This is a genomic window from Pseudomonas sp. LRF_L74 (assembly GCF_965644255.1).
In the GTDB taxonomy this organism is placed as follows: domain Bacteria; phylum Pseudomonadota; class Gammaproteobacteria; order Pseudomonadales; family Pseudomonadaceae; genus Aquipseudomonas.
Map to the genome: position 1 here is coordinate 21107 of NZ_CBFFRH010000006.1, position 24317 is coordinate 45423.

The 24317-nt window shown below is 64.8% G+C and carries 26 protein-coding genes; 10 read left to right on the forward strand and 16 right to left on the reverse strand.

What is annotated here, in order from left to right; all coding sequences use genetic code 11:
* Positions 1 to 6: 6 nt before the first annotated feature.
* The 7 genes from ACSZPK_RS15875 to ACSZPK_RS15905 all read left to right on the forward strand — a co-directional run bounded on the left by ACSZPK_RS15875 (position 7) and on the right by ACSZPK_RS15905 (position 5363).
* On the forward strand, positions 7 to 666 hold the full coding sequence (locus ACSZPK_RS15875) for a riboflavin synthase (RefSeq protein WP_437882443.1): 660 nt from the start codon (positions 7 to 9) through the stop codon (positions 664 to 666).
* Positions 667 to 679: 13 nt separating this feature from the next.
* Complete coding sequence (gene ribBA / locus ACSZPK_RS15880) at positions 680 to 1765, forward strand: bifunctional 3,4-dihydroxy-2-butanone-4-phosphate synthase/GTP cyclohydrolase II (protein ID WP_437882444.1); 1086 nt, start codon at positions 680 to 682, stop codon at positions 1763 to 1765.
* A 220-nt stretch (positions 1766 to 1985) separates the two neighbouring features.
* Entirely contained in the window at positions 1986 to 2462 is a 477-nt protein-coding gene (gene ribH / locus ACSZPK_RS15885; protein ID WP_437882445.1) for a 6,7-dimethyl-8-ribityllumazine synthase, read from the forward strand.
* A gap of 2 nt (positions 2463 to 2464) precedes the next feature.
* Complete coding sequence (nusB, locus tag ACSZPK_RS15890; protein WP_437882864.1) at positions 2465 to 2944, forward strand: transcription antitermination factor NusB; 480 nt, start codon at positions 2465 to 2467, stop codon at positions 2942 to 2944.
* A gap of 17 nt (positions 2945 to 2961) precedes the next feature.
* Positions 2962 to 3927, forward strand: a complete 966-nt coding sequence (thiL, locus tag ACSZPK_RS15895) for a thiamine-phosphate kinase (RefSeq protein ID WP_437882446.1) — start codon at positions 2962 to 2964, stop codon at positions 3925 to 3927.
* Positions 3920 to 4726 carry a substrate-binding periplasmic protein gene (locus ACSZPK_RS15900; protein WP_437882447.1) on the forward strand — a complete coding sequence of 269 codons (807 nt, stop codon included), beginning with the start codon at positions 3920 to 3922 and terminating at the stop codon, positions 4724 to 4726. Before thiL ends, ACSZPK_RS15900 begins: the two co-directional genes overlap by 8 nt.
* Positions 4713 to 5363 carry a retropepsin-like aspartic protease family protein gene (locus tag ACSZPK_RS15905; RefSeq protein WP_437882448.1) on the forward strand — a complete coding sequence of 217 codons (651 nt, stop codon included), beginning with the start codon at positions 4713 to 4715 and terminating at the stop codon, positions 5361 to 5363. Before ACSZPK_RS15900 ends, ACSZPK_RS15905 begins: the two co-directional genes overlap by 14 nt.
* Positions 5364 to 5396: 33 nt before the next feature.
* On the opposite strand, the gene ACSZPK_RS15910 is transcribed toward ACSZPK_RS15905, so the two are convergent.
* The 5 genes from ACSZPK_RS15910 to ACSZPK_RS15930 form a co-directional block, all read right to left on the reverse strand.
* The gene (locus ACSZPK_RS15910) at positions 5397 to 7382 is read right to left on the reverse strand and encodes a hypothetical protein (protein WP_437882449.1); all 1986 of its coding nucleotides are present in this window, start codon (positions 7380 to 7382) and stop codon (positions 5397 to 5399) included.
* A gap of 66 nt (positions 7383 to 7448) precedes the next feature.
* Positions 7449 to 8129 carry a PilW family protein gene (locus ACSZPK_RS15915; protein WP_437882450.1) on the reverse strand — a complete coding sequence of 227 codons (681 nt, stop codon included), beginning with the start codon at positions 8127 to 8129 and terminating at the stop codon, positions 7449 to 7451.
* A complete protein-coding gene (locus tag ACSZPK_RS15920) occupies positions 8117 to 8497 on the reverse strand; it encodes a hypothetical protein (RefSeq protein ID WP_437882451.1) in 381 nt (126 codons plus the stop codon). Before ACSZPK_RS15920 ends, ACSZPK_RS15915 begins: the two co-directional genes overlap by 13 nt.
* Positions 8475 to 8942: a prepilin-type N-terminal cleavage/methylation domain-containing protein gene (locus ACSZPK_RS15925; protein ID WP_437882452.1), complete on the reverse strand. Its 468-nt coding sequence runs from the start codon at positions 8940 to 8942 to the stop codon at positions 8475 to 8477. Before ACSZPK_RS15925 ends, ACSZPK_RS15920 begins: the two co-directional genes overlap by 23 nt.
* The gene (locus ACSZPK_RS15930) at positions 8936 to 9379 is read right to left on the reverse strand and encodes a type IV pilin protein (protein ID WP_437882453.1); all 444 of its coding nucleotides are present in this window, start codon (positions 9377 to 9379) and stop codon (positions 8936 to 8938) included. Before ACSZPK_RS15930 ends, ACSZPK_RS15925 begins: the two co-directional genes overlap by 7 nt.
* Before the next feature lie 312 nt (positions 9380 to 9691).
* On the opposite strand from ACSZPK_RS15930, the gene ribA reads away from it, so the two are divergent.
* The 3 genes from ribA to ACSZPK_RS15945 are packed head-to-tail and all read left to right on the forward strand — an operon-like array spanning position 9692 to position 11495.
* Complete coding sequence (gene ribA, locus ACSZPK_RS15935; protein WP_437882454.1) at positions 9692 to 10303, forward strand: GTP cyclohydrolase II; 612 nt, start codon at positions 9692 to 9694, stop codon at positions 10301 to 10303.
* Positions 10300 to 10719: an MFS transporter gene (locus ACSZPK_RS15940; protein ID WP_437882455.1), complete on the forward strand. Its 420-nt coding sequence runs from the start codon at positions 10300 to 10302 to the stop codon at positions 10717 to 10719. The genes ribA and ACSZPK_RS15940 overlap by 4 nt, the downstream gene beginning before the upstream one ends.
* Positions 10719 to 11495, forward strand: a complete 777-nt coding sequence (locus ACSZPK_RS15945; protein ID WP_437882456.1) for a helical backbone metal receptor — start codon at positions 10719 to 10721, stop codon at positions 11493 to 11495. The genes ACSZPK_RS15940 and ACSZPK_RS15945 overlap by 1 nt, the downstream gene beginning before the upstream one ends.
* A 112-nt stretch (positions 11496 to 11607) precedes the next feature.
* On the opposite strand, the gene dxs is transcribed toward ACSZPK_RS15945, so the two are convergent.
* The 11 genes from dxs to cpdA all read right to left on the reverse strand — a co-directional run bounded on the left by dxs (position 11608) and on the right by cpdA (position 24309).
* Positions 11608 to 13503 (reverse strand): 1-deoxy-D-xylulose-5-phosphate synthase, encoded by a 1896-nt coding sequence (dxs, locus tag ACSZPK_RS15950; protein WP_437882457.1) that lies wholly within the window; start codon positions 13501 to 13503, stop codon positions 11608 to 11610.
* Between the two features lie 331 nt (positions 13504 to 13834).
* Complete coding sequence (ubiM, locus tag ACSZPK_RS15955) at positions 13835 to 15013, reverse strand: 5-demethoxyubiquinol-8 5-hydroxylase UbiM (RefSeq protein WP_437882458.1); 1179 nt, start codon at positions 15011 to 15013, stop codon at positions 13835 to 13837.
* Between the two features lie 66 nt (positions 15014 to 15079).
* The gene (gene ispA / locus ACSZPK_RS15960) at positions 15080 to 15967 is read right to left on the reverse strand and encodes a (2E,6E)-farnesyl diphosphate synthase (RefSeq protein ID WP_437882459.1); all 888 of its coding nucleotides are present in this window, start codon (positions 15965 to 15967) and stop codon (positions 15080 to 15082) included.
* Positions 15964 to 16203, reverse strand: a complete 240-nt coding sequence (locus ACSZPK_RS15965) for an exodeoxyribonuclease VII small subunit (RefSeq protein WP_437882460.1) — start codon at positions 16201 to 16203, stop codon at positions 15964 to 15966. The genes ispA and ACSZPK_RS15965 overlap by 4 nt, the downstream gene beginning before the upstream one ends.
* A gap of 50 nt (positions 16204 to 16253) precedes the next feature.
* Positions 16254 to 16961 carry a PqiC family protein gene (locus tag ACSZPK_RS15970; protein ID WP_437882461.1) on the reverse strand — a complete coding sequence of 236 codons (708 nt, stop codon included), beginning with the start codon at positions 16959 to 16961 and terminating at the stop codon, positions 16254 to 16256.
* A gap of 127 nt (positions 16962 to 17088) precedes the next feature.
* A complete protein-coding gene (gene parC, locus ACSZPK_RS15975; protein ID WP_437882462.1) occupies positions 17089 to 19353 on the reverse strand; it encodes a DNA topoisomerase IV subunit A in 2265 nt (754 codons plus the stop codon).
* Positions 19354 to 19360: 7 nt separating this feature from the next.
* A complete protein-coding gene (locus tag ACSZPK_RS15980) occupies positions 19361 to 19882 on the reverse strand; it encodes a retropepsin-like aspartic protease family protein (RefSeq protein WP_437882463.1) in 522 nt (173 codons plus the stop codon).
* Positions 19879 to 20877 carry an esterase-like activity of phytase family protein gene (locus ACSZPK_RS15985; protein WP_437882464.1) on the reverse strand — a complete coding sequence of 333 codons (999 nt, stop codon included), beginning with the start codon at positions 20875 to 20877 and terminating at the stop codon, positions 19879 to 19881. The genes ACSZPK_RS15980 and ACSZPK_RS15985 overlap by 4 nt, the downstream gene beginning before the upstream one ends.
* Entirely contained in the window at positions 20874 to 22772 is a 1899-nt protein-coding gene (gene parE, locus ACSZPK_RS15990) for a DNA topoisomerase IV subunit B (protein ID WP_437882465.1), read from the reverse strand. The genes ACSZPK_RS15985 and parE overlap by 4 nt, the downstream gene beginning before the upstream one ends.
* Positions 22773 to 22789: 17 nt before the next feature.
* Positions 22790 to 23398 carry a YqiA/YcfP family alpha/beta fold hydrolase gene (locus tag ACSZPK_RS15995; protein WP_437882466.1) on the reverse strand — a complete coding sequence of 203 codons (609 nt, stop codon included), beginning with the start codon at positions 23396 to 23398 and terminating at the stop codon, positions 22790 to 22792.
* Positions 23399 to 23493: 95 nt separating this feature from the next.
* Positions 23494 to 24309, reverse strand: coding sequence for a 3',5'-cyclic-AMP phosphodiesterase (gene cpdA, locus ACSZPK_RS16000; RefSeq protein ID WP_437882467.1), 816 nt, complete (start codon positions 24307 to 24309; stop codon positions 23494 to 23496).
* Between the last annotated feature and the right edge of the window lie 8 nt (positions 24310 to 24317).

Below are 24317 nucleotides of genomic sequence, written 5' to 3' on the forward strand. Positions count from 1 at the left end.
CCCGTCATGTTCACTGGAATCATCGCCGCCATCGGCAGCATCGCCGCGATCACCCCCAAGGGCGGCGACGTGCGCGTCTACGTCAAGACCGGCAAGCTCGACCTGGGTGACGTGGTGCTGGGCGACAGCATCGCGGTCAACGGCGTGTGCCTGACCGCGGTCGAGTTGCCGGGTGACGGCTTCTGGGCCGACGTCAGCCGCGAAACCCTGACCCGCACCGCCTTCGTCGACCTCAAGAGCGGCAGCCCGGTCAACCTGGAGAAGGCCCTGACGCCGACCAGCCGGCTTGGCGGCCATCTGGTCAGCGGCCACGTCGACGGGGTCGGCGAAGTCGTCTCCCGCGAGGAAAACGCCCGTGCCGTGCAGTTCCGCATCCGCGCGCCGCGCGAACTGGCCAGGTACATCGCGCTCAAGGGCTCGATCACCGTCGATGGCACCAGCCTCACGGTCAACGCGGTGAATGGCGCCGAGTTCGAGCTGACCATCGTCCCGCACACGCTGGTCGAAACCATCATGGCCGACTACCGCCCGGGGCGGCAGGTCAATCTCGAGGTCGACCTGCTGGCGCGTTACCTGGAGCGCCTGCTGCTCGGCGACAAGGCCGCCGAGCCGAATGCCGGCGGCATCAGCGAAAGTTTCCTGGCCGAGCACGGCTACCTGAAGTAAGGAACGGTCCACCATGGCTCTCAACAGCATCGAAGAAATCGTCGAAGACATCCGTGCCGGCAAGATGGTCATCCTGATGGATGACGAAGACCGCGAGAACGAGGGCGACCTGATCATCGCCTCCGAGTGCGTCACCGCCGAACACATCAACTTCATGGCCCGTTTCGCCCGTGGCCTGATCTGCATGCCGATGACCCGCGAGCGCTGCGAAACCCTCAAGCTGCCACTGATGGCGCCGCGCAACGGTTCGGGCTTCGGCACCAAGTTCACCGTCTCCATCGAGGCCGCCGAAGGCGTGACCACCGGCATTTCCGCCAGCGACCGCGCACGCACCGTGCAGGCCGCCGCGGCGAAGAGCGCGGTGGCCGAAGACATCGTCAGCCCCGGCCACATCTTCCCGTTGATGGCCCAGCCGGGCGGCGTGCTGGCGCGTGCCGGCCACACCGAGGCGGCCTGCGACCTGGCGCGCATGGGCGGCTACGAGCCGAGCGGGGTGATCTGCGAAATCATGAACGACGACGGCACCATGGCCCGTCGCCCGGAACTGGAAGAGTTCGCCCAACTGCACGGCATCAAGATCGGCACCATCGCCGACCTGATCCACTACCGCATGCTCCACGAGCGCACGGTCACGCGGATCGCCGAGCAGCCGCTGGACAGCGAGGTCGGCCCGTTCAACCTGGTGACCTACCGCGACTCGGTGGAGGGCGACGTGCACATGGCCCTGACCCTGGGCACCATCTGTCCGGAGAACCCGACCCTGGTGCGGGTGCACAACATGGACCCGATGCGTGACCTGCTGATGGTGCGTCAGCCTGGGCGCTGGAGCCTGCGTGCGGCGATGACCGAAGTGGCCAGGGCGGGAAGCGGCGTGGTGCTGTTGCTGGGCCACTCGCTGGATGGCGACGAAGTGCTGGCGCACATCCGCGAGGCCGAAGGCGCGGCCAAGGCGCCGAGTACCTACAGCACCGTAGGCGCCGGCTCGCAGATCCTGCGCGACCTGGGCGTGCGCAAGATGCGCCTGATGAGCTCGCCGATGAAGTTCAATGCGATATCCGGATTTGACTTGGAGGTAGTAGAATACCTGCCCGCAGAGTAAGACCCTGCCCAAAGACTGCTGCGCGTCGGCCATACGTCGTTGGAAATGGCCGCGGGATGCTCATTTACTAGAGTAAACTCCGCTCCCTCGGCCATTTCCGCCTAGTCTGGCTCTAGCTCGCAGCCTTTGACCGCGGTCATAAGCCACGAGTGGGCGTCACCCTATTTTTACAACGAAGCGCTTCTGGCGCTTCGGCTCTTTATACAGACTGAGACTCGCCATGACCCTGAAGACCATCGAAGGCACCTTCATCGCACCCCAAGGCCGCTACGCCCTCGTAGTCGGCCGCTTCAACAGCTTCGTCGTCGAAAGCCTGGTCAGTGGCGCGGTCGACGCGCTGGTTCGCCATGGCGTCAGCGAGAGCGATATCGTCATCATCCGGGCGCCGGGCGCTTTCGAAATCCCGCTGGTCACCCAGAAAGTCGCCCAGCGTGGCGAATTCGCCGCGATCATCGCCCTTGGCGCGGTGATCCGTGGCGGCACCCCGCACTTCGAATACGTCGCCGGCGAGTGCACCAAGGGCCTGGCTCAGGTTTCCATGGAATATGGCGTGCCGGTCGCCTTCGGCGTACTGACCGTCGACTCCATCGAGCAGGCCATCGAGCGTTCCGGCACCAAGGCTGGCAACAAAGGTGCCGAAGCCGCCCTGTCCGCCCTGGAAATGGTCAGCCTGCTGGCTGCCCTGGAGGCCAAGTGAGTCTGAATCACGACGACAGCCAGGACGCTCCGCAGCCCAAGGCCAAGGGCAAGATCGCGACCCGCCGTGTCGCGCGCAGCCTGGCCATGCAGGCGCTGTATCAGTGGCACATGGCAGGTCAATCGCTGAACGAGATCGAAGCGCAGTTCCGTGTGGACAATGACTTCAGTGGCGTCGATGGCGTGTACTTCCGCGAGATCCTCTCCGGCGTTGCCACCCAGAAGTCGGAGCTGGACCAGGCGTTCACGCCGTTGCTGAGCATTCCGCTGGAAGAGCTGGACCCGGTCGAACTGTCGATTCTGCGTTTGTCCACCTGGGAGCTGAAGAACCGCGTCGACGTGCCCTATCGCGTGGTGATCAACGAAGGCATCGAGCTGGCCAAGGTGTTCGGCGCCACCGACGGGCACAAGTTCGTCAACGGTGTGCTGGACAAGCTGGCGCCGAGCCTGCGTGCCGCCGAAGTCAGTGCCAACAAGCGCTGAGTCGTGGCGGGCCCGTCATGGGTGAGTTCGAACTGATTGGTCGCTTCTTCGCCGCCGCGCCTTGTGCGCAGGCGGCACCGGCCGTTGCCCTGGGGATCGGCGACGACTGCGCACTGTTGCAACTGGCGGCAGACGAGCAGTTGGCGGTGTCCACCGATACCCTGGTCGCCGGAGTGCATTTCCCGCACTCCCCCGATCCCTTCCTGCTCGGTCAGCGTACCCTCGCGGTGGCGGCCAGCGATCTGGCGGCCATGGGCGCCGACCCGCTCGGTTTCACCCTGGCGATCACTCTGCCCGAGGCTGACGAGTCCTGGCTCGATGGCTTCAGCCGTGGCTTGTCGCAGATGGCCGCGAGCTGTTCGCTGGTGCTTATCGGTGGCGATACCACTCGTGGTCCGCTGAGCCTGACCGTTACCGTATTCGGTCGCGTGCCGCATGGCCAGGCGCTGACCCGTGGCGGTGCGCAGGTTGGCGATCTGCTGTGTGTCGGCGGCAACCTGGGCGATGCGGCGGGTGCTTTGCCGCTGGTGCTGGGCCAGTGCGTGGCCGAGCCGGCAATCGCTGAGGCGCTGCTGGCGCATTACTGGTCACCGCCGCCACAGTTGGCATTGGGGCAATTGCTGCGTGGTCGTGCCACTGCCGTGCTGGATATTTCCGATGGGCTGCTGGCCGACTGCGGGCATATCGCCCGTGCGTCCAACGTGGCTTTGCAGATCGAATGCCAGGAACTGCCGCTCTCCGCTGCGTTGCGCCGTTTCGATCAGGTCGATGCGCTGGCGTGTGCGCTGGCTGGCGGCGACGATTATGTGCTCGCATTCACCCTGCCTGCGGCGAGGCTGGCCGACCTGCGGGCGCAATGGCCGGCGGTACAGGTCATTGGCCGGGTCACCGCCGGCGAGGGCGTGCATGTGCTCGACGCGGCAGGGCAGGCGGTCGATCCGCCGCGCTCGGGCTACCAGCATTTCGGACCTGCCCATGATTAAGCTGGGGCGCCCGCGAAGTCGTCGTTTCGCCTGGCAATGGCGAGCATTCGGTCTGAGCCTTTGGCTGGCGCTGGGTGGTGCCGCTCCGGCACAGGCCAACGAAGCCTTGCCAGACAGGATTCGTGTGGTCAGTGACATATGGCCCGGTTATACGAATGCCGATGGCAGCGGCCTGGGCTGGGAAATCATGCGCCTGCTGTTCGAACCCGCCGGGGTCAGGCTCGAACACCGCAGCGAGGTCTACACCCGTAGCGTCGGCCTGGTACGGCGCGGTGACGCCGATGCCTGGTTGGGCTCCTACGGCAGCAGCGAGGGCTTCAAGGGCGTGTTCTACCCCCGTCGCAGCTATGCCATCGATCCGGTTTCCGGGTTGAGCCTGCGCAGCAGGCCCGTGCCGACCCTGGCGAACCTGGGCAATTATCGTGTCGCCTGGATGCGGGGGTATGGCTATGAGCGTTTCTTGCCGGGGATAACCGGTTTCCGTGAGATCGAGAGGCGCTCCGGCGTGCTGTCGATGTTCGAGCGGGGCCGCCTGGACCTGTATATCGATGCGCTCCCGGACATCGCCGATGTGCTTGCCAGCAGTCCGGAGCCTGACCGCTTTCGCATAACCGAACTGACGGGATTGCCGATGTACCCGGGCTTTGCCGATACTCCGCGTGGTCGTGCGTTCGCCGCCTTGTATGACCGGCGGCTGGCGCAGGTGAGCAAGGACGGCAGCCTGCGCCGCCTGTACCAGCGCTGGGAACAACCCTATCTGTTCGACAAGTATCCGGAGCATATCGATGCGGGGCATTGAGCTATTGGTGGCGAGCCTGCTGCTGGGTAGTGCCAGCGACGCCCTGCATGCAGCGACCCAGGTGCAGGTAGTGGGGCTGTTTCCCAATGCCGCGGTGCTGGTGGTCGACGGGGAGCGCAAGCTGGTGCGCGCGGGCCAGAGTGGCCCGGGAGGTGTTCTGGTGGTCAGCGCCAGCAGCAAGGGCGCGGTCCTGCGTGTCGATGGCGTGGAACGCCCCTACAGCCTGACCCGCGAGGTGGGCGGCATGGTCGTTGCCCAGTCGGCGTCTACTCATTACACGGTCGCTCGTGGTCCGGGTGGGCATTACTGGCCACAGGGCGCCCTGAACGGGACCTTCTTCCAGTTTCTTCTCGACACCGGCGCGACCTATGTGACCCTGAGCGAGGCACATGCGCGGCGCATGTCCCTGGACTACCAGGCCGGTGAGCGCTTGCAGGTGAGTACCGCTGCCGGTGTGGTCAATGCCTGGAAGGTTCGGCTCGACAAGGTCAGCGTCGGAACGCTGGATGTAGCCGATGTCGATGCACTGGTGCTGGAAGGCGAGTCGCCCATGGATGTGCTGCTGGGCATGAGCTTCCTGTCACGCGTCGACTGGCGTGAGGAAGGTGCCGTCATGAAGATCAGTACGCGTAGCTGAAGTGCCGGGGCAAGCCTCGAGCCGCTGCAACTCCTACAGATACCTCGACCACAGCACCTTGGCCTGGCCCGGCCAGGTCGTCTGGGTATCGCAGTCGTCACTGTCGCAACTGCCGGTCATGTCGGGAATGTCGCCGGGGGTGTAGTCCTCCGGCAGGTTGTTGAGGTCGATGACCAGGCTGCCGGTCCAGTTGTTCACCGTGCCGCTGCCTTGGCCTACGGCGGTGACGTAGCCGTGTACGGTACTGCTGCCGCTGGTGAGCAGCGTATCGCCGGCGATCACGCTGCCGAATATCTCGGTGGATGCGCCCAGGCTGATCACTCCGCCACTGAATACGCCATCGACATAACCTCCGGCGAGCAGGCCGATATTGCCGACCGAATTGCTGATCAGGCTGGCGCTGCTCTTGTCGCAGAAGTTGGTTGGGTAGAGATTCGGGAAGGTAGTGTTCTCGCAGGTCAGGCTGTAGCCGTTGTAGTTGACCGCCGAAACCTTGTCGCTGCCTGAGGTGGTTATCGAGCCCGTGGCGATGACGCTGTTGCGGAAATAGCCGGATTGCAGCGCGAGATCACCTTCGAACCAGAGCACGCCGGGTGCGACCACGGTATTGCCGGACTGGCCGTTGAGGGTCCAGGTTTTGCTGTTGCTGGAATAGGCGATGCACTCGGCGCCGGCCCAGGTGCCCTCGCAGATCTTTTGCAGGGCGCTGGCTCCCGAGCCGGTGCAACTGCCATTGGTTTGTTCGGCGCACTCGGTCTTGCAGTAGCCGCTGCTGTCCAGGTCACTGCACAGGTAACCCCATTTGTCGTTCCAGTCTTTCTTGGTCTTGCCAATGCGATAGGTTCCGGCCGTGATGCCGTTGACGCTGTTCACCGTGACCTGAATCTTGCCGTCTGCGTAGGTGAAGATGTAGTTGGCGGAGCCCTTCAACTGGTAGGCGTCGACATTCGGCCGGGTCAGGGTGAACTCGGAAAGCGCGGTCATGGTACTGACCGATACTGCGGCTGGAGCGGTGATCTTGGTTGACGTCGGACAATTGTGGGTGGTGACGCCGGCCTGAATGTTGGTGAAGTTGCTCCAGTATTGCGAAGGGCAGGTGACCGAGCCCTGGCTGAGCGAGGTGGTGACGGTTGGCCAGTTGCTGATGGTGATGTCGCCAACCGCATTGGCACTGCCAAGGGTGCCATTGCTCACGGCGATGGTCTTGCCTGCGGTGAATGTGCCATGGGTGCCGCCACTGTTCGTGGTGATATAGCCGATGGCGTTGGCTGTGGTGGTGCTGCCGTTGGTAATGACGATATTGCCATTGGCATTCAGCGTGCCTTGGCTGCCGCCGCTATTGATGGTGATGTCACCCAGTGCAGAGGCGGTTCCAGCGGTCGCCGAGCCGGACAGGGTGATGTCGCCATTGGAATAGAGGGTGACCACCGATATGGCACTGTTGATGCTGATATCACCGGTCGCCTTTAGCGTATTGATACCGGTGACCGAGGCGTTGCTGAGGTTGACCGAACCATCGACGTTGAAGTTGGAGACATCGCCGCCGAGTATTGAGATACCGCCCGTCATGTTCAGGTCGTCGTAGATGTTCAGGGTTTGATTGAACGGGTTGTTGGTCTGCGTCCCCGAAGTGCTGGCCGGTACCACGTTGTAGACCACGTTGATGGTCGATGTCGAACGGGCGGCGACATCCTGGTAGCTGATGTCGGTGCCCAGGCGGTGGGTGTTGTCTGCGTCACCCGCGATCGCCGCCAGGGAGAAATTGTGCGCGATGACCTTGTTGTCGCCGATATCGAAGGTGAGTTGGGCGGATGCCGCCAGTGCATCGAGGGCATCCTTGTCCAGGGTCTGCAGGTACTGACGGATCGCCTCCACGGCGATCCAGGCGCCGGCCTGGGAATGGGTCGCTGCATGCACGGTGACCTGCTTGTCCTGAGCGGTCCTGACCGAATACATGATGCCCAGGGTGGTGACGGTCAGGGCCATGCCGGCCAGCAGCACGATCAGGATGGTTGCCATCCCGCGTTGTCGGGTGCGCAGGCCGATGTGGCTTCTTGCAACTGCACTCATAAAAGAACCCTTTGCTCAGGATGACGCGGAGATGTTGGAGAGGCAGACCCGGTAGCTGATCGGCGTGATCGAAGCGCCCGCAGCGGCACTGGCCAGGCCGGAGGCGCTCTGGGCGGTCAGGGTGATCTGCGGGTGCAGGGTGCCGTCGCCGCTGCTGTAGGCGTTGCAGTTGGTCGAGGCGTTCTGCTCGATGGTCAACAGGGTGCCGCTGCTGCCAGGCATCAGCGTGGCAAGATCGATGACACCGTCTTCCTGCCAGGCGCTCTTCAGCGTGTCTGTTTCATCCGCCAGTGACAGGCTGGCCAGGTTGGCGCTGCAGGCGGACTTCTTGAGCAGGGTCAGGGTTCGCGAGCCGTCGCTGGACGAGCGTTCGAGCAGGCCCATGCACCAGTTGGTCGAGGCGTCGTCCGGGTCGGTGCGATAGCGCCAGAGCAGGGCTGGCGTATCGGTGGGCAGATAGAGCATGTTGCTGGCGCTGCCTTCCAGGCCGAAGCCGGCGCCTTGTAGTTCGAGCTGGGCGACCAGCAGGGCCGAGGCCAACTGGCCGTCGTGGTTGGCATCCTTGGTCGCCACCACCGCCACCTGGATGAGGTTCTTGTACAGCGCCAGCATGGCCAGGATGGTCAACATCGACAGCACGCAGCCGATCATCAGGCTGACCAGGGTCATGCCGCGTTGAGCGTTCAGCTTTCGCATGCTGTGGCTCCCACGCAGATCGTGCCGCCCAGGCTTTCGGCATTCACCGACAGCGAGCACAGGGTCTGGTCGATGGTGCTGCTGTCGATGTTCAGCGAAACATTGCGCGAGTGCGCCTGGATCGCGAAGGTCTCGCCGCTGGCGACTGGCTTGAAGCTGCTTGATGCGCAGTTGCCTGCCTGCAGTTCCTCACGCAATTTGCTGACCACCAGGTTGTGCAGGTTCATGTCCTTCTGGCTGACCGATACGCGTGAGGTGGTGTAGACCAGGCCCAGGCCGATGATCGACATCAGCAGCATGCCGATCAGCGATTCGAGGAGGATGTCACCGCGCTGGCAGTGAGGCTCAGATGATCGTGGTAACGACATTTTCGCTCCCCACTTCCAGGGTGTAGCTGGTCGTCGTGCTGCAACTGTCCTTGGCCAGCAGGAGGCCGCGGCTGTCCATCGCCAGGCAGGCGAAGTCGGTGCTGCCGTCCTTGATCGTCGCGCCCTGCGGTACGGCGGCGCTCCATATGGGGGTGCCGCTGCAACTGGCTTCGTCGGAACTGCTGGCCTGGTAGAGCTGCAGCTTCAGCTCCTGACTGTCGAAACACAGGCGGGCGGCCACCTGGTTGCCGGTCATCCCGTAGTGGTTGCGCTGGGCCAGGGCCTTGGCCCGCCCGGCCCCTTGCAGCAAGAGGTTTTCCGTATCACGCAGCTTGGCGCTGCTGCTCCAGGCACTGGTGAAGGGCACGGCGAGCATCAGCAGGAAGGCCAGCAGGGCCAGGGTCACCAGCAACTCGATGAGGCTGAAGCCGTGTGCCCTCACCATGTCGAGTCGACGCCGGGGCAACTGACGGCAGTGCGAGTGTTGTCGTTTTCCAGGGTCAGTACGCAGGCGCTCAGGCCATTGCTGGTGCCGATGGCTGCCACCAGGTAGTTCGAACCGCTGGCAGAAAAGCCGTCGTGGCTGTTCAGGCTGTAGTCGAAATCCTTGCTCTGGGCCGGACTCCAGCCGCTGAACAGGGCCTTGGTGGCGGCCGTGTTGTCGGTGCTGGTGGTGGGGTAGGAGAGTTGGCGCTGATACTGGTTTTCCAGGTTCAGGCTCAGTGCCACCAGATCCGCCTGGGCGGCCTTGACCTTGCCCCTGAGGATGTATGAGTTGTAGGCCGGCAGCGCGATGGCCGCGATAATGGCGATGATGGCCACTGCGACCATCAGTTCTATCAGGGTGAAGGCGGCCTGATCCCGCGTACTCGTGGCGTCCATGGGTACTACTCCTTCCTCGGCGCTTTCACTGCAAGTTCGAACAGCGAACTACTTCACGATCCAGGCGCGGATTGTGGCATGGGACAGGAGTCGGGATAAAGCCGATAAAAATCGCTTAAACCATTGATCCAGAGCCTCTTTGACCTGGATCAATGTATCCTTTTCCATACTGCTCAACAGGTTTGGCTACATTGCATCCGCCCGCCTGGCGCAGGGCTGAAAAACATCCCCCTTGGCGGACCAATTCACGCTGCGCGATCGGCCGGCGCTGCTGTTACAATTGCCGCTCTTTCGACTCAACAGGAGCAATCGGTGTCCGTTGTCTTCGTCGCCGCTTCCCAACTGCCGACACCGTTCGCGGTGTTCACCATGCATGGCTTCCTCGACGAGGAGACCGGCAAGGAGCATGTGGCTCTGACCCTCGGCAAGGTGGATGACGGCCAGCCTGTACTTGGACGCCTGCATTCCGAGTGCCTGACCGGCGATGCGCTGTTCAGCCAACGCTGCGACTGCGGTGCGCAACTCGAAGCGGCCCTGCGGGCAATTGCCCTCGAGGGGCGTGGCGTGTTGCTCTACCTGCGCCAGGAAGGTCGTGGCATCGGTCTGCTGAACAAGATTCGCGCCTACGAGCTGCAGGACGCCGGGGCGGATACGGTGGAAGCCAACGAGCGCCTGGGCTTCGCCGCCGACATGCGGGATTACTCGATCTGCCTGCCAATGCTTGATCACCTGGGCATTTCGTCGCTCAAACTGATGACCAACAACCCACGCAAGGTCAACGCGATGGAGGCCTTCGGTATCAAGGTCGCCGAGCGCAAGCCCTTGCAGGCTGGACACAACGCCTACAACAGCAAATACCTGGCGACCAAGGCGGGCAAGCTTGGCCATCTGCTGGGCGCCCGGCACCAGGCGGAACTCGAATGACCCGCGCCGAGGTTCGCCATCGACTCAGCCTCGAATGGTGGCGTTACCTCGGCTTTGCCATCGCGCCTCTGTTTCTCTTCTGTTTTCTGTTCGGTGGTGGCGAGGCGCCCTTGCCGGTGATCGAGGTGCCGCTGTTCATCGCCGGCATGGCCTCGATGTTCATTACCCTGCCGTTGTTCAACGCCTACAAGCGCAGCCTGATCGCCACCGGCGAGGCACTCGACACGCAGGAAGAAGCCAGCGCCTGGATCGAGTTGGCGCGCCGCCGGCGCCTCGGCTTCCTGGCCGCGGGCCTGCCGGCCTGGATCGCTGCCGTTGCGGTGTTCAGCGGCCTGAATGCAGCAGCGTTGGTGCTGCTGGCATTCTCCAGTGTGGCGATCTTCTTTCTCTATCGCATTCCTGCCCAGCTCGGCTGATGCGCCGCTGGCTGCTGTTCCTGTTCGTCGTTGTCCTGGCCTTGCCGGCCTCGGCTGCACGGCGGGTGGTGAGCCTGGCACCGTCGATGACCGAGATCATGGTCGAGCTGCAGGCCGAGGATCTGCTGGTCGGCGTGCTGGATGGCGGCGAGCGGTCGACGGCGTTGCGTGACCTGCCCTCGGTCGGACGCTACGGTCAGCTCGACCTGGAAACCCTGCTCAGCGTGCAGCCGGACCTGATCCTGCTATGGCCGGGCGCCGTCTCGCCTGCGCAGCGCGAGCAACTGCGTGAGTCCGGTATCGCGCTTTACGAGGCGGAGCCCCACGACTTGGAGCAGTTGGCGGGCCAGCTCGGTGAGATTGGCCGGCAGGTCGGCCGCGAATCGGAGGGGCGGGTGCTGGAACAGCGTTTTCGGGATGGTTTGTCACGTCTACGCCGGACTTATCTCCGCGATGAGTTGCTGCCGGTGTTCTATCAGGTGTGGAACCAGCCGCTGTATACCATCGGTGGTGGGCAGATCATCAGTGATGCGTTGCGGGTCTGTGGGGCGCGCAATGTGTTCGAGGAGTTGAAGATTCCTGCGCCACAGGTTGGCGTCGAATCGGTGCTGGCGCGGGAGCCGGCGGTGATCGTCGGCGGCAGCGAAGCTGAGTTGGCGCAGTGGCGGGCATTCCCGCAGTTGCAGGCGAAGCTGGTCGTGGTACCGGACAAGGGCATCGAGCGGCCGAGTTTTCAGATGTTGGGGGCAGTGGAGAAACTTTGTCAGAGCCTGTGAGCAGAGATCGTCGTGTGAGCAACGCATGGCTTGTGCCGTGCTGCTTGAAGCTGCCGCCTCTGCCCAGCCCCCCTCAATGACCGGCCGCCCATCTCTGCCCTTGCTCTTGCCGTTAGGCGCCCGACGCCAAGCGCTTGCGGATCGCCCGCTCAATCCCCGCTTCATCCAGCCCGCACTCGGCCAGCATCTGCGCCGGCTTGGCGTGCTCCGTGTAGCTGTCCGGCAAACCCAGATGCAGCACCGGCTTGAGGATGTTCTCACGAGCAAGAAACTCGCTGGTTGCCGCGCCAGCGCCACCCATGATCGTGTTCTCTTCGATGGTCACCAGCAGCTCATGGTTGGCAGCCAGTTCACGCACCAAAGACTCGTCCAGCGGTTTGACGAAACGCATGTCGACCACGGTCGCGTCGAGGGTTTCGCCCACCTTGAGGGCTTCGCTCAACTGCACGCCGAAAGCCAGTAGGGCGACCTTGCTACCGGCGCGGCGGATCACACCCTTGCCGATTTCAATGCCTTCGAGCTGCGGATCGATGGCCGCGTTGGGGCCGCTGCCACGTGGATAACGCACCGCCGCCGGACCCTGGTAGTGGTAGCCGGTGCTGAGCATCTGGCGCAGTTCGTTCTCGTCGCTCGGGGTCATCACCAGCATGCCGGGGATGCAGCGCAGGTAGGAGAGGTCGAAGCTGCCGGCGTGGGTCGGGCCGTCTTCGCCGACCAGGCCGGCGCGGTCGATGGCGAACAGCACGTCGAGGTTCTGCACCGCCACGTCGTGGATCAGTTGGTCGTAGGCGCGCTGGAGGAAGGTCGAGTAGATCGCCACCACTGGCTTCACGCCGTCGCAGGCCATGCCGGCAGCCAGGGTCACCGCATGTTGCTCGGCGATGGCCACGTCGAAATAACGCTCGGGGAAGCGTTCGCTGAACGCCACCAGGTCGGAGCCTTCCTTCATCGCCGGGGTGATGCCGACCAGGCGCGCGTCGGCCTCGGCCATGTCGCATAGCCATTGGCCGAATACCGCGGAGTATTTGGGACCGGCTGGCGTCTGCGGCGTAGCGGCAGGCGGATCGAGCGGTTCCAGCTTGGTGATCGCGTGGTAACCGATGGGGTCGGCCTCGGCTGGCGCGAAGCCCTTGCCCTTCTTGGTGATCACATGCAGGAACTGCGGGCCTTCCAGGTCACGCATGTTGCGCAGGGTCGCCAGCAGTGTCGGCAGGTCATGGCCGTCGATGGGGCCGATGTAGTTCCAGCCCAGCTCCTCGAACAGCGTGCCGGAAACCAGCATGCCCTTGGCGTGCTCTTCGGTCTTGCGCGCGATTTCCCAGGCGCCGGGCAGCTTGGACAGGACTTTCTTGCTGCCCTCGCGCATGTTGGCGTAGGTCCGGCTGGAAAGGATCTTGGCCAGGTAGTTGGACAGGCCGCCGACATTCTTCGAGATCGACATGTCGTTGTCGTTGAGCACCACGAGCATGTTGGCCTTGACGTCGGAGGCATGGTTCAGCGCCTCGAAGGCCATGCCGGCGGTCAACGCGCCATCGCCGATCACCGCCACGCTCTTGCGCTTGCTGCCCTGCATGCGGGCGGCGATGGCCATGCCCAGGGCGGCGCTGATGCTGGTGCTGGAGTGGCCGACGCCAAAGGTGTCGTACTCGCTTTCGCTGCGGCGCGGGAAGGCGGCCAGGCCACTCTTCTGGCGCAACGTGGTCATGCGCTCGCGGCGACCGGTGAGGATCTTGTGCGGATAGGCCTGGTGGCCGACGTCCCAGACCAGGCGATCGTCCGGGGTATCGAAGACGTAGTGCAGGGCGATGGTCAGTTCGACCACGCCCAGACCTGCGCCGAAATGCCCGCCGCTGACGCCTACGCAATAGAGCAGGTACTGGCGCAGCTCGTCGGCGAGGGTTTCCAGCTCGGTTTCCGCCAGGCGGCGCAGGCCGGCCGGGTTCTCGGCACGGTCGAGCAGCGGCGTATCCGGGCGTACGCGGGGGAACTCGTGGAACGTCGTGGGCATCAGGCTATCGTTATAGGTCTTTAAAGATGCGGCAGTTTACCCGAAGCGCCGGGAACTGCCCAAGCGAGCTGGCAGCCTGAAGCCCAAAGCAGGCAGAAAAAGCGTTGCAGGGGGTAATTTCGAGGGCTGTAGAGTTTCGGTTTGAAGGGCTGCTTCGAGGCAGGAGCGGACATCCTGCAAGCGCCCGGTCTACCGTCAATCGTCATTCCCGCGAAGGCGGGAATCCAGAAGCGCTTTTTTATTTGGATTCCCGCCTTCGCGGGAATGACGGTGAACCGAAACGTCCGCTCCTGCCTCGAAGCAGCCCTTCAAAACGAAGCGGGAACAAGCCCTAGCCACCCGCCGGCTTGGTCAAATGCTTGGCTATCGCCCCGCGCAATGGCTTCAGCCCCTGGGCCAGGCGCAAGGCGCCGTTGCGCAGCAGGCGCGAGGGCAAGCGGTCGTCGGTGTACAGGCCGACCAGCAGGTTGGTGAACTGGTAGAGCGGCCAGGTCGCCAGTTGTTGTTCGCGGTTGTAGCGCTGTAGCAGGCTGCTGGCACCGATGTCCTGGCCCTTGGCGTGGGCGGCGAGGATCAGCCTGGCCAGGCGTTGCTGGCTGAGCAGGCCGAAGTTGAAGCCGTGGGCCGTGACCGGGTGCATGCCGACGGCGGCATCGCCGACCAGCGCCGCGCGGGGTGCCCACAGACGCTGGGCGTGCACGCCGACCAGCGGGTAGACGTGGCGACTGCTGAGCAGTTGCATGCTGCCCAGGCGCTTGTCGAAACGCTGCTCGATTTCCTGGGCAAAGGCGTGTGCTTCGAGATGTTGCAGGCGCTCGATTTCCTTGGGCTCCAGGGTCAGCACCACCGAGGATTGGTCGCCGTTGAGCGGCAGCAGCGCCAGGGTCTGGCCGTAGCCGAACCATTCCCAGGCCACGCTGTGGTGCGGCAGTTCGTGCTGCATGCGACAGACCAGCATGCTCTTGCCGAAGTCGCGCTGGCTGGCCGGAATGCCGAGCTGCCTACGGGTTTGCGAGAAGCGGCTGTCGGCGGCGACCAGCAGGCGACAGTCCAGGCTGCTGTCGTCGTCTAGGCGCAACTTCACGCCCGTGGGCGAGGTGTGCTGATGAATGACCCGGCGTTCGTCGAGCAACGTCACGTCACTGCAATCGGCAATGACCTGATAGGCGGCGCGGCGGATTGCCCGATTCGCCACCAGTTGCCCGAGACGTGACTGGCCGGCAAGGTTGGCGGCGATCTTCAGGGCGAACGGCGAGGGCCCGTTGAGCACCTGGGCGTCGCGTAGCGGGGCAATGTCTTCGGCGGCGATATGCGACCAGATGCCCAGGCGTTGCAGCTCGGCGCTGGAGGCCGGAGTCAGGGCGATCTCGCGGCCGTCGAATGCCGGCTCGGCCAATGCCGCGCGGGGTTGCTGTTCGAGGATGGCGATGGACAGGCCGTGGCCGGATAGCGCACGAGCCAGGCACAGACCGGCTGGACCCGCACCGACGATGGCGATATCGACGTTCATTGACAGCTCCCGAGTTCGAATCCGCAGCAGTCTAGACGTTGACGGCACCCAGCTCTTTGCTGCGGATCAGTTGTGCCGCTCGACGATGTAGTGGGCCAGCGCCCGCAACGGCTCGGCACTGTCACCGAACGCGCGCAAGGCATGCAGCGCCTGGTCACGCAGGTCCAGGGCATAGGTCTTGGCCGCGTCGAGGCCGAGCAGTGCGGGGTAGGTCGGTTTGTCATGGGCCTGGTCCTTGCCCTGGGTCTTGCCGAGCGTGGCGGTGTCGCTTTCCACGTCGAGAATGTCGTCCTGTACCTGGAACGCCAGGCCGATGGCCCGGGCATAGTGCTGCAGGGCGTTCAGGTCCGGTTCGCTGGACTTGCCGCTGGCCAGGGCGCCGAGACGCACGCTGGCCTCGATCAGGGCGCCGGTCTTGTGCCGGTGCATGGTTTCCAGGGCGGCCTGGTCGAGTCTATGGCCGACCGACTCGAGGTCGATGGCCTGCCCGCCGACCATGCCGGCTGGCCCGGCGGCGCGGGCCAGGGTGGCGATCATCGACAGGCGCAGCCCGGCGTCGTCCGGGTTGTGCCGGGGCGCGGCCAGCACCTCGAAGGCCAGGCTCTGCAGGCCGTCGCCGGCGAGGATCGCGCAGGCTTCGTCGAAGGCTTTGTGAGTGGTTGGCTGGCCGCGGCGCAGGTCATCGTCGTCCATGGCCGGCAGGTCGTCGTGGACCAGCGAATAACCGTGGATCAGTTCCACCGCGCAGGCGGCGCCATCGGCCTGGTCGAGATCGCCGTGCAACGCCTCGCACGCGGCGTAGACCAACAACGGGCGCACACGCTTGCCGCCATTGATGATGCTGTAGCGCATTGCCTGGTAGATACGGGTCAGCTCGGGGCGGGTAGCGCTGAACAGTTGTTCCAGCGCCGCGTCGACCCGTGCCTGGCTGCGCTGTTGGTAGGTGGCGATCATGCTTGGGTTGGCGCGTCGAAAGGCGCTTCCTCGAGTTCGCCGTCACGTTCCAGCAGGATCTGCACCTTCTGCTCGGCCTGGGCCAGAGCGGCCTGGCAATCGCGGGTCAGGCGAATGCCCTGTTCGAAGGCGGTCAGCGAATCCTCCAGCGACAGTTCGCCGCCTTCCAGGCGCTCGACCAGTTGCTGCAGTTCACTGAGGGATTGTTCGAAATCGACGGCTTTCTTGCGGGCCATGGGCCAGAGCTCCGGTAACGCATGCGGCCCGCACGGGGCCGCATCGGGGGTCAGAATCGTAGGACTTCGTTGCTGTTGCGGACCGGCTCGATCAACGGGATCGCGGGTTTCTCCGGTTTGCTCGCGGGTTTCGGCGCCGGCGTGGCCGGCTTGGTCACCGCCTCGGCAATCGGCTGGTTGCGCAGCGGCTCGATGGCCTCGGCCAGTTGCTCGACCAATTGGCGCAACAGGCGGCTCTGGGCCTGGACCTGGTCGGCCGCTGTGCCGCTGTGGACTTCCTGCAAGTGCACCAGGCGACTGCCGCGCAGTTGGCCGGCGCGGTCGATCAGGCGCCACTGGGCTTCCAGTACGGCCGGATGATGCGGGCCGGAGTCCAGGCGGCTGATGGTCAGCAGCACCTGCACGTCCGGCGTGAAGCCGGGGGTGGCCGGGGCCAGGACCAGGCGCTGGCTGTCCAGGCGCGAGGCCAGTTGGCGCATCAGCAACTGGTCGATGTCCGAGGCCAGGCTGCCAGCCCAGCGGGCGTCGTCGGCCGGCATCAGGCTGCCGTCGTTCTGCCTCTGGAGGAAGGCTTCGCGCTGCAAGTAGTCGGCGATGGACACCGGACCGAGCAGCACGGCCAGGCCTTTTTCCTGTTTCGGTACGCTGGGGCTGCCGCCATCGAGTTGATACAGCGGTATGGGCTTGTGCGCCACACAACCCCCCAACCCGAGCAGGCTGCTCATGAGCATCACAATGGGAAGGCGCAACACAGTCATCAAATTCACCTGCAAGAGCCGCCTCGTGAGCGGCTGGCAATCGGTAACGACGGCAGGTCTGTCCTGCCGGGCTGGTTATCATCCGCTAAAGCGCCCGCGGACTCCAGTCCGGGGCGCTGCTGCGCTTTCAGGCCGGCGTTTCGACCAGCAGCGCATCGACCCGCTGGAAGCCCCGTGGCAGCTTGTTTCCACGCCGGCCGCGCTCGCCCTTGTAGTGCTCCAGGTCGTCGGCCTTGAGCGACAAGGTGCGCTTGCCGGCCTGCAGGACCAAGGTCGCCCCCACGGGCAGGACTGCCAGATCGGTGAGGTATTCCTCGCGGCTGGCGACGCGCTCGCCGGGAATGCCGATGATCTTGTTGCCCTTGCCTTTGCCCAGTTGCGGCAGGTCGCGCACCGGGAACAGCAGCAGGCGGCCTTCGGTGGTGACGGCGGCCAGCCAGTCCTGCTCCAGGTCGTTCAACGGCTTGGGCGGCACCACCAGGGCGCCGTTGGGCAGGCTGAGCAGGGTCTTGCCGGCCTTGTTCTTGGCTTGCAGGTCCTCGCCCTTGACCACGAAGCCGTAGCCGGCGTCGGAGGCGATCACGTACAGCGCATTGTCTTCCGGCAGCAGCACGCATTCGAAGTTGGCGCCGGGCGGCGGTTGCAGACGGCCGGTCAGCGGCTCGCCCTGGCCCCGTGCCGAGGGCAGGGTGTGCGCGGGCAGCGAATAGCTGCGGCCGGTCGAGTCGATGAACACCGCGTACTGGTTCGAACGCCCTGGCGCAGCAGTCTTGTAGCCATCGCCAGCCTTGTAGGAGAGGCCGGTGGCGTCGATGTCGTGGCCCTTGGCCGAGCGCACCCAGCCTTTTTCCGAGAGCACCACGGTGATCTTCTCGTTCGGCAGCAAGTCGTGCTCGGACAGGGCCTTGGCCTCGGCACGTTCGACGATCGGCGAGCGGCGGTCGTCGCCGTATTTCTCGGCGTCTTCGATGATTTCCTTGCGCACCAGCTTCTTCAGCTTGGCTTCGCTGCCGAGCAGGGCCAGCAGTTTTTCACGCTCCTTGGCCAGTTCGTCCTGCTCGCCGCGGATCTTCATTTCTTCCAGGCGGGCGAGTTGGCGCAGGCGGGTGTCGAGGATGTAGTCGGCCTGAATCTCGGTCAGGCCGAAGGTTTCCATCAATACCGGCTTGGGCTGGTCCTCGCTGCGGATGATGCGGATGACTTCGTCGATGTTGAGGAAGGCGATCAACAGGCCTTCCAACAGGTGCAGGCGTTTCTCCACCTTGTCCAGGCGGAACTGCAGGCGACGGCGCACGGTGCCGACGCGGTATTGCAGCCACTCGACGAGCAGGGTGCGCAGGTCCTTGACCGACGGCTTGCCGTCGAGGCCGATGACGTTGGTGTTGACCCGGTAGCTGGACTCCAGGTCGGTGCTGGCGAACAGGTGCTGCATCAGCGCTTCGTGGTCGATGCGGCTGCTGCTCGGGATGATCACGATACGGCACGGGTTCTCGTGGTCGGACTCGTCGCGCAGGTCGGCGATCTGCGGCGCCTTGGACGGCTTGGCCTGCATCATCGCGGCGATCTGTTCCAGCACCTTGGAGCCGGAGACCTGGTGCGGCAGGGCGGTGACGACGATGTCGCCATCCTCGACGTGGTACACGGCGCGCATGCGCACCGAACCGCGGCCGGTCTGGTAGACCTTCAGCAGGTCGGCGCGCGGGGTGATGATTTCCGCCTCGGTGGGGAAGTCCGGCCCGGGAATGTGCTCGCTGAGCTGTTCGACCGTGGCGCCCGGCTCGTCGAGCAGGCGCACGCAGGCGGCGGCGACTTCGCGCAGGTTGTGCGGCGGCACGTCGGTGGCCATGCCCACGGCGATGCCGGTGGTGCCGTTGAGCAGCAGGTTGGGCAGGCGCGCCGGCAGGGTCGCCGGCTCGTTCAGGGTGCCGTCGAAGTTCGGCACCCAGTCCACGGTGCCCTGGCCCAGCTCGTTGAGCAGCACTTCCGAGTAGCGCGACAGGCGCGCCTCGGTGTAGCGCATGGCGGCGAAGGATTTCGGATCGTCCGGCGCGCCCCAGTTGCCCTGGCCATCGACCAGCGGGTAGCGGTAGCTGAACGGCTGGGCCATCAGCACCATGGCTTCGTAGCAGGCGCTGTCGCCATGCGGGTGGTATTTGCCGAGCACGTCGCCGACGGTGCGCGCCGACTTCTTGTGCTTGGAGTCGGCGTCCAGGCCCAGTTCGCTCATGGCGTAGACGATGCGCCGCTGCACGGGCTTCAGACCGTCGCCGATGTGCGGCAGGGCACGGTCCATGATCACGTACATGGAGTAGTTGAGATAAGCCTGCTCGGTGAAGTCGGCAAGTGACCGACGTTCCACGCCATCCAGGCTCAGGTCGAGGGATTCGCTCATGCGGGCCTCATGGTTGGGTGAATTGGCGCAGCACCAGGGTGCCATCGCGCTGGGTGAATTCGAGTTGTTTCAGGGCGCTCATGCCGAGCAGGATTTCGCCATCCATGTCCGGCATGATCACCGCGGAAATATCGGCGAGACGGATCTCGCCCAGTTCCAGGCTGGCCAGGCGCGTGCGGTAGCCGGTGGTGCTGCCGTTGGCGGTGCGCAGGCCGATCGGCGCGCCGCGCTTGAGGCCCAGGCGCTCGGCGACCCCGGCTGGAATCGCCACGGCGGTGGCGCCGGTGTCGAGCATGAAGCTCACGTCCTGGCCGTCGATACGACCGTCGGCCAGGTAGTGGCCGCTGCGCCCGCTGAGCAGGCGCACTTCGATGTAGCCGTCGCCGCGTACCGACTTGGGTTGCCCGTTGGGGTTCTCGCGACGATCTTCCCAGCCACCGAAGTAGTGGGTGGCGAGCACCATCGCCGCTGCCCAGGCGAGGATCATCATCACGCGTCCGGCGCGTTTGCCGGCGGGCTGTTCGCTCACGGCGCGCTCCAGCCGCCCTTGGGCGCGGCGAAGTGCCAGACGATAGGGCGAGTTTCGCCATCGGCGCGGGCCTGGTCGTTGTTGTCCAGGCCGACCCAGGCGCCGTCGGCGTCCATCGACAAGGCTTCGGCGGTACCGTAGGGGCCAGGGTAGCGGCGCCCGTCGATCATTGCTTCGGCAAGGAACGACCAGCATTTTTCCAGCTTGCCGTCGTCGGCGTTGCGGCGACAGATGCGATGTGCCGAGCGCTCCAGGGTGAACAGCTTGCCGTCGAACAGTGCGAGGTCGGCGAAGTCGCGTGACAGCTTCACGCCGCTTGCCGGGTCGACTCGCGACAATTCCTGGCCCGCCTGGGACAGCAGCACGCAGCCGTCATTGCAGCGCCAGCCCCCCTCCTTGTTGTGCAACAGCAGCAGGCCGCGACGTTCACGTTCGGCGGCCAGCCACAGGCGCTCGCCCTTGGCGTCGATGGCGATGCCTTCGAACAGCGCGTTGAAGTTGAGCAACATGCCGCTGGCACGGGCCTGGCGCACCAGGCTGGGGGGCAGGTTGAGCCATTCGGCGCTACCGCTGGCGCTGACGCGCAGCACGCTGGCATTGGCTTCGCTGACCAGGTAGCGGTTGCCGGCGCCATCGCAGGCGAGGCCTTCGAAGTCGAGATTACCGCCACGGAACAGGCCGGAGGCCCAGGTACGCATGCGCACGCCCCAGGGCAGGCCACTTGCAGGAGCGGAAGGCGCCTCGAACAGTTCGGCCGTGGCTTGCAGGGCACCGTCTTTTTCCTGCAGGCGATAGAGACGGTCGTCGTCGCGGTCGGAAATGCCCAGCAACTCACTGCCACAACGGGCCAGCCCCGACAGGTTGCCGGCGGGCAGGTCATCGACGGGCAACTCGGCGAGCAGCTTGAGCTCTTCCGGCTCGGTCGGGGCTATGTCCTGGGCGGCGTGCAGCGAAGTGGCGAGAAACAGGCCAGCCACGAGGGCCGTCAGTCTCATGCCAGGACCTCGGCCAGGTTGCCCTTGGACTCCAGCCAGGATTTGCGGTCGCCAGCGCGTTTTTTCGCCAGCAGCATATCCATCACTTCACGCGTGCCTTCGAAGTCGTCCAGGGTCAGTTGCACCAGGCGCCGGGTGTTCGGGTCCATGGTGGTTTCGCGCAGTTGCGGCGGGTTCATCTCGCCGAGGCCCTTGAAGCGGGTGACCTGGGGCTTGCCACGACGTTTCTCGGCGCTCAGGCGATCGAGGATGCCGTCGCGCTCGGCATCGTCGAGGGCGTAGAAGATCTCCTTGGCCAGGTCGATGCGGTACAGCGGCGGCATGGCGACATACACATGGCCAGCGTCCACCAGCGGGCGGAAGTGCTGGACGAACAGGGCGCAGAGTAGGGTCGCGATGTGCAGGCCGTCGGAGTCGGCGTCGGCGAGGATGCAGATCTTGCCGTAACGCAGTTGGCTGAGGTCCTGGGAGCCCGGGTCGATGCCGATGGCCACGGCGATATCGTGGACTTCCTGGCTGGCCAGTACTTCGCCGCCGTCCACCTCCCAGGTATTCAGGATCTTGCCGCGCAGCGGCATGATCGCCTGGAATTCCTTGTCCCGCGCCTGCTTGGCCGAACCGCCGGCCGAGTCACCCTCGACCAGGAACAGCTCGCCACGCATAGGGTCCTGGCCGGCACAGTCGGCCAGCTTGCCGGGCAGCGCGGGGCCCTGGGTGATCTTCTTGCGCTCGACTTTCTTGCCGGCCTTGAGGCGGCGCCCGGCGTTGCTGATCGCCAGTTCGGCGAGTTGCAGGCCCAGTTCCGGGTGCGCGTTGAGCCACAGGCTGAAGGCGTCTTTCACCACGCCGGAGACGAAGGCGGCGGCCTCGCGGGAGGACAGGCGCTCCTTGGTCTGCCCGGAGAATTGCGGCTCCTGCATCTTCATCGAGAGGACGAAGGCAATGCGTTCCCAGACGTCTTCCGGCGCCAGCTTGACGCCGCGCGGCAGCAGGTTGCGGAATTCGCAGAACTCGCGCATGGCATCGAGCAGGCCTTGGCGCAGGCCGTTGACGTGGGTGCCGCCCTGGGCCGTGGGAATCAGGTTGACGTAGCTTTCCTGCACGCTCTCGCCGCCTTCCGGCAGCCACAGCAGCGCCCAGTCCACGGCTTCCTTGTTGCCGGCCAGGTTGCCGACGAACGGTTCGTCGGGCAGGCGCGCATGCTCGCTGACCGAATCGGCCAGGTAGGAGCGCAGGCCGTCTTCATAGTGCCATTCGCTCTTCTCGCCGCTGGCCTTGTCGATGAAGGTCACCGCCAGGCCGGGGCAGAGCACGGCCTTGGCCTTGAGCACATGCTTGAGGCGGCTGATCGAGAATTTGTGCGAGTCGAAATACTTGGCATCCGGCCAGAAATGCACGCTGGTGCCGGTGTTGCGCTTGCCGACCGTGCCGATCACTTCCAGGTCGCTGGCCTTGAAGCCGTCGGCGAAGGTCATCAGGTATTCGTTGCCATCGCGCTTGACCCGCACTTCGACACGGGTCGACAGGGCGTTGACCACCGAGATACCGACGCCATGCAGACCACCGGAGAACTGGTAGTTCTTGTTCGAGAACTTGCCGCCGGCGTGCAGCTTGGTGAGGATCAGCTCGACACCCGGCACGCCCTCTTCGGGATGGATGTCGACCGGCATGCCGCGCCCGTCGTCGGTCACTTCCAGGGAGTTGTCTTCATGCAGGATCACCTGCACCGACCTGGCGTGGCCGGCCAGGGCTTCGTCGACGCTGTTGTCGATGACTTCCTGGGCCAGGTGGTTGGGGCGCGTGGTGTCGGTGTACATGCCCGGGCGCTTGCGTACCGGGTCGAGGCCGGAAAGGACTTCGATGGCGTCTGCGTTGTAGGCGTTCTGCTGGGCCATAAGCTCGTCAGTCTTCTTCAAAGTGTTGAAAAGTCGAAATCCGCCCAGAGCGCCGGGGCGAAGCCGGCCAGCTCGAGGATTTCCGCAATGCGCAGGGCGAAGCCCTGGTAGCCATGGTCGCCGCCTTGCTGGATGTCCAGGTGACTGCCCTGGTAATACGTCGCGGCGCGGCGGTAGTCGAGGGTCTCGTCGGCGGTCTGCAGCCACACCGTGTAGCGGCTGGGATCGGCGAGGTGCTGTACGTCCAGCTCGGCAAGTGCCTGGATGTGGTCCGGGGTCAATTGCCAGGTTTCGCCGCTGTAATGGTTGGTCTGCGCGCCAAGAAAACCGTCGAACAGCTTGTGCGGACGCACTGCCGGGTTGATCAGCAGGGCATCCAGGCCATGCTGTTCGGCCAGGTAGGTGGCGTAGTAACCGCCGAGGGAACTGCCCACCAACAGCGGGCGTCCCCGTTCGCCGATGGCGGCCTGCAACTGGGCGATGGCCTGGCGCGGATGATGGTGCAGCGCGGGCACAGCCAGGCGCCCGGCGATGCCGAAGCGTTGCATGGCAGCCTGTAACTGGCGCGCCTTCTGCGACGCCGGCGAACTGTTCAGGCCGTGTATATAAAGAATGGATGTGGTCATGGGGTGGGGAGGCTACTCGGCACAAGCCCTTCGTAGCAAGCTGCGAGCTTCAAGCCAGGGGCCGGAGGCGTGGAGCCGCATGCTCTTGACGCTAATCAATACCCCTGAACGCTGTAGTCGATCTGGAAGTCGATGCCGGTGGCGCGGGAGACGCCGGTTTCCAGGCGGCCATCCGGGTGCAGGCGCAGCCAGCGATAGCCGGGGGCCTGGTCGCCCACCTTGAAGTCGTCGCTGCCGGGGGCGAACTGCACGCAGGTCGACGGCGAGGCCAGGAGCCTTGCGCCATTGCGCATCTGGTCGAACTCCTGGTGCACATGGCCCCAGAGCAGGGCCCTGACCTGGGGGAAGCGGTCCAGGACGGCAAACAGCGCATTGGGATTGAGGATGCCGATCGGGTCCATCCAGGCGCAGCCGATGGGCAGCGGATGGTGGTGGAAGCAGACCAGGTGATGGCGCTCGGGCGCTTCGCCCAAGGCCCGTTCGAGCAGGGCCAACTGGCCATCGTCAAGGTAGCCGGGCACGGCGTCGGGCACCGAGGAGTCGAGCAGGGTTATGCGCCAGTTGCCAATGTCGAGCACCGGGTCGAGCAGGTCGCTGCCAGTGCTGGCCTCGCGCATCACCGTGCGTTCGTCGTGGTTGCCAGCGTACCAGCGCATAGAAGGCGCCAGGCCTGCGCTGATTTCAAGGAAGCGCTGGTAGGACGCCAGGCTGCCATCCTGGGAGATGTCGCCGGTGGCCAGGATCAGATCGATGCCGGACTGTTCCTGGCGCACCCGATCGACCACGTGTTGCAGGCTGTTGCAGGTGTTCATGCCCAGCAATTGGCCATCCACCTCGGCGAAGAGGTGGCTATCGGTGATCTGGACGACCAGCACCGATTGCTCGACGGTGGGATGAGAGGGGCTCGACACGCATCGGC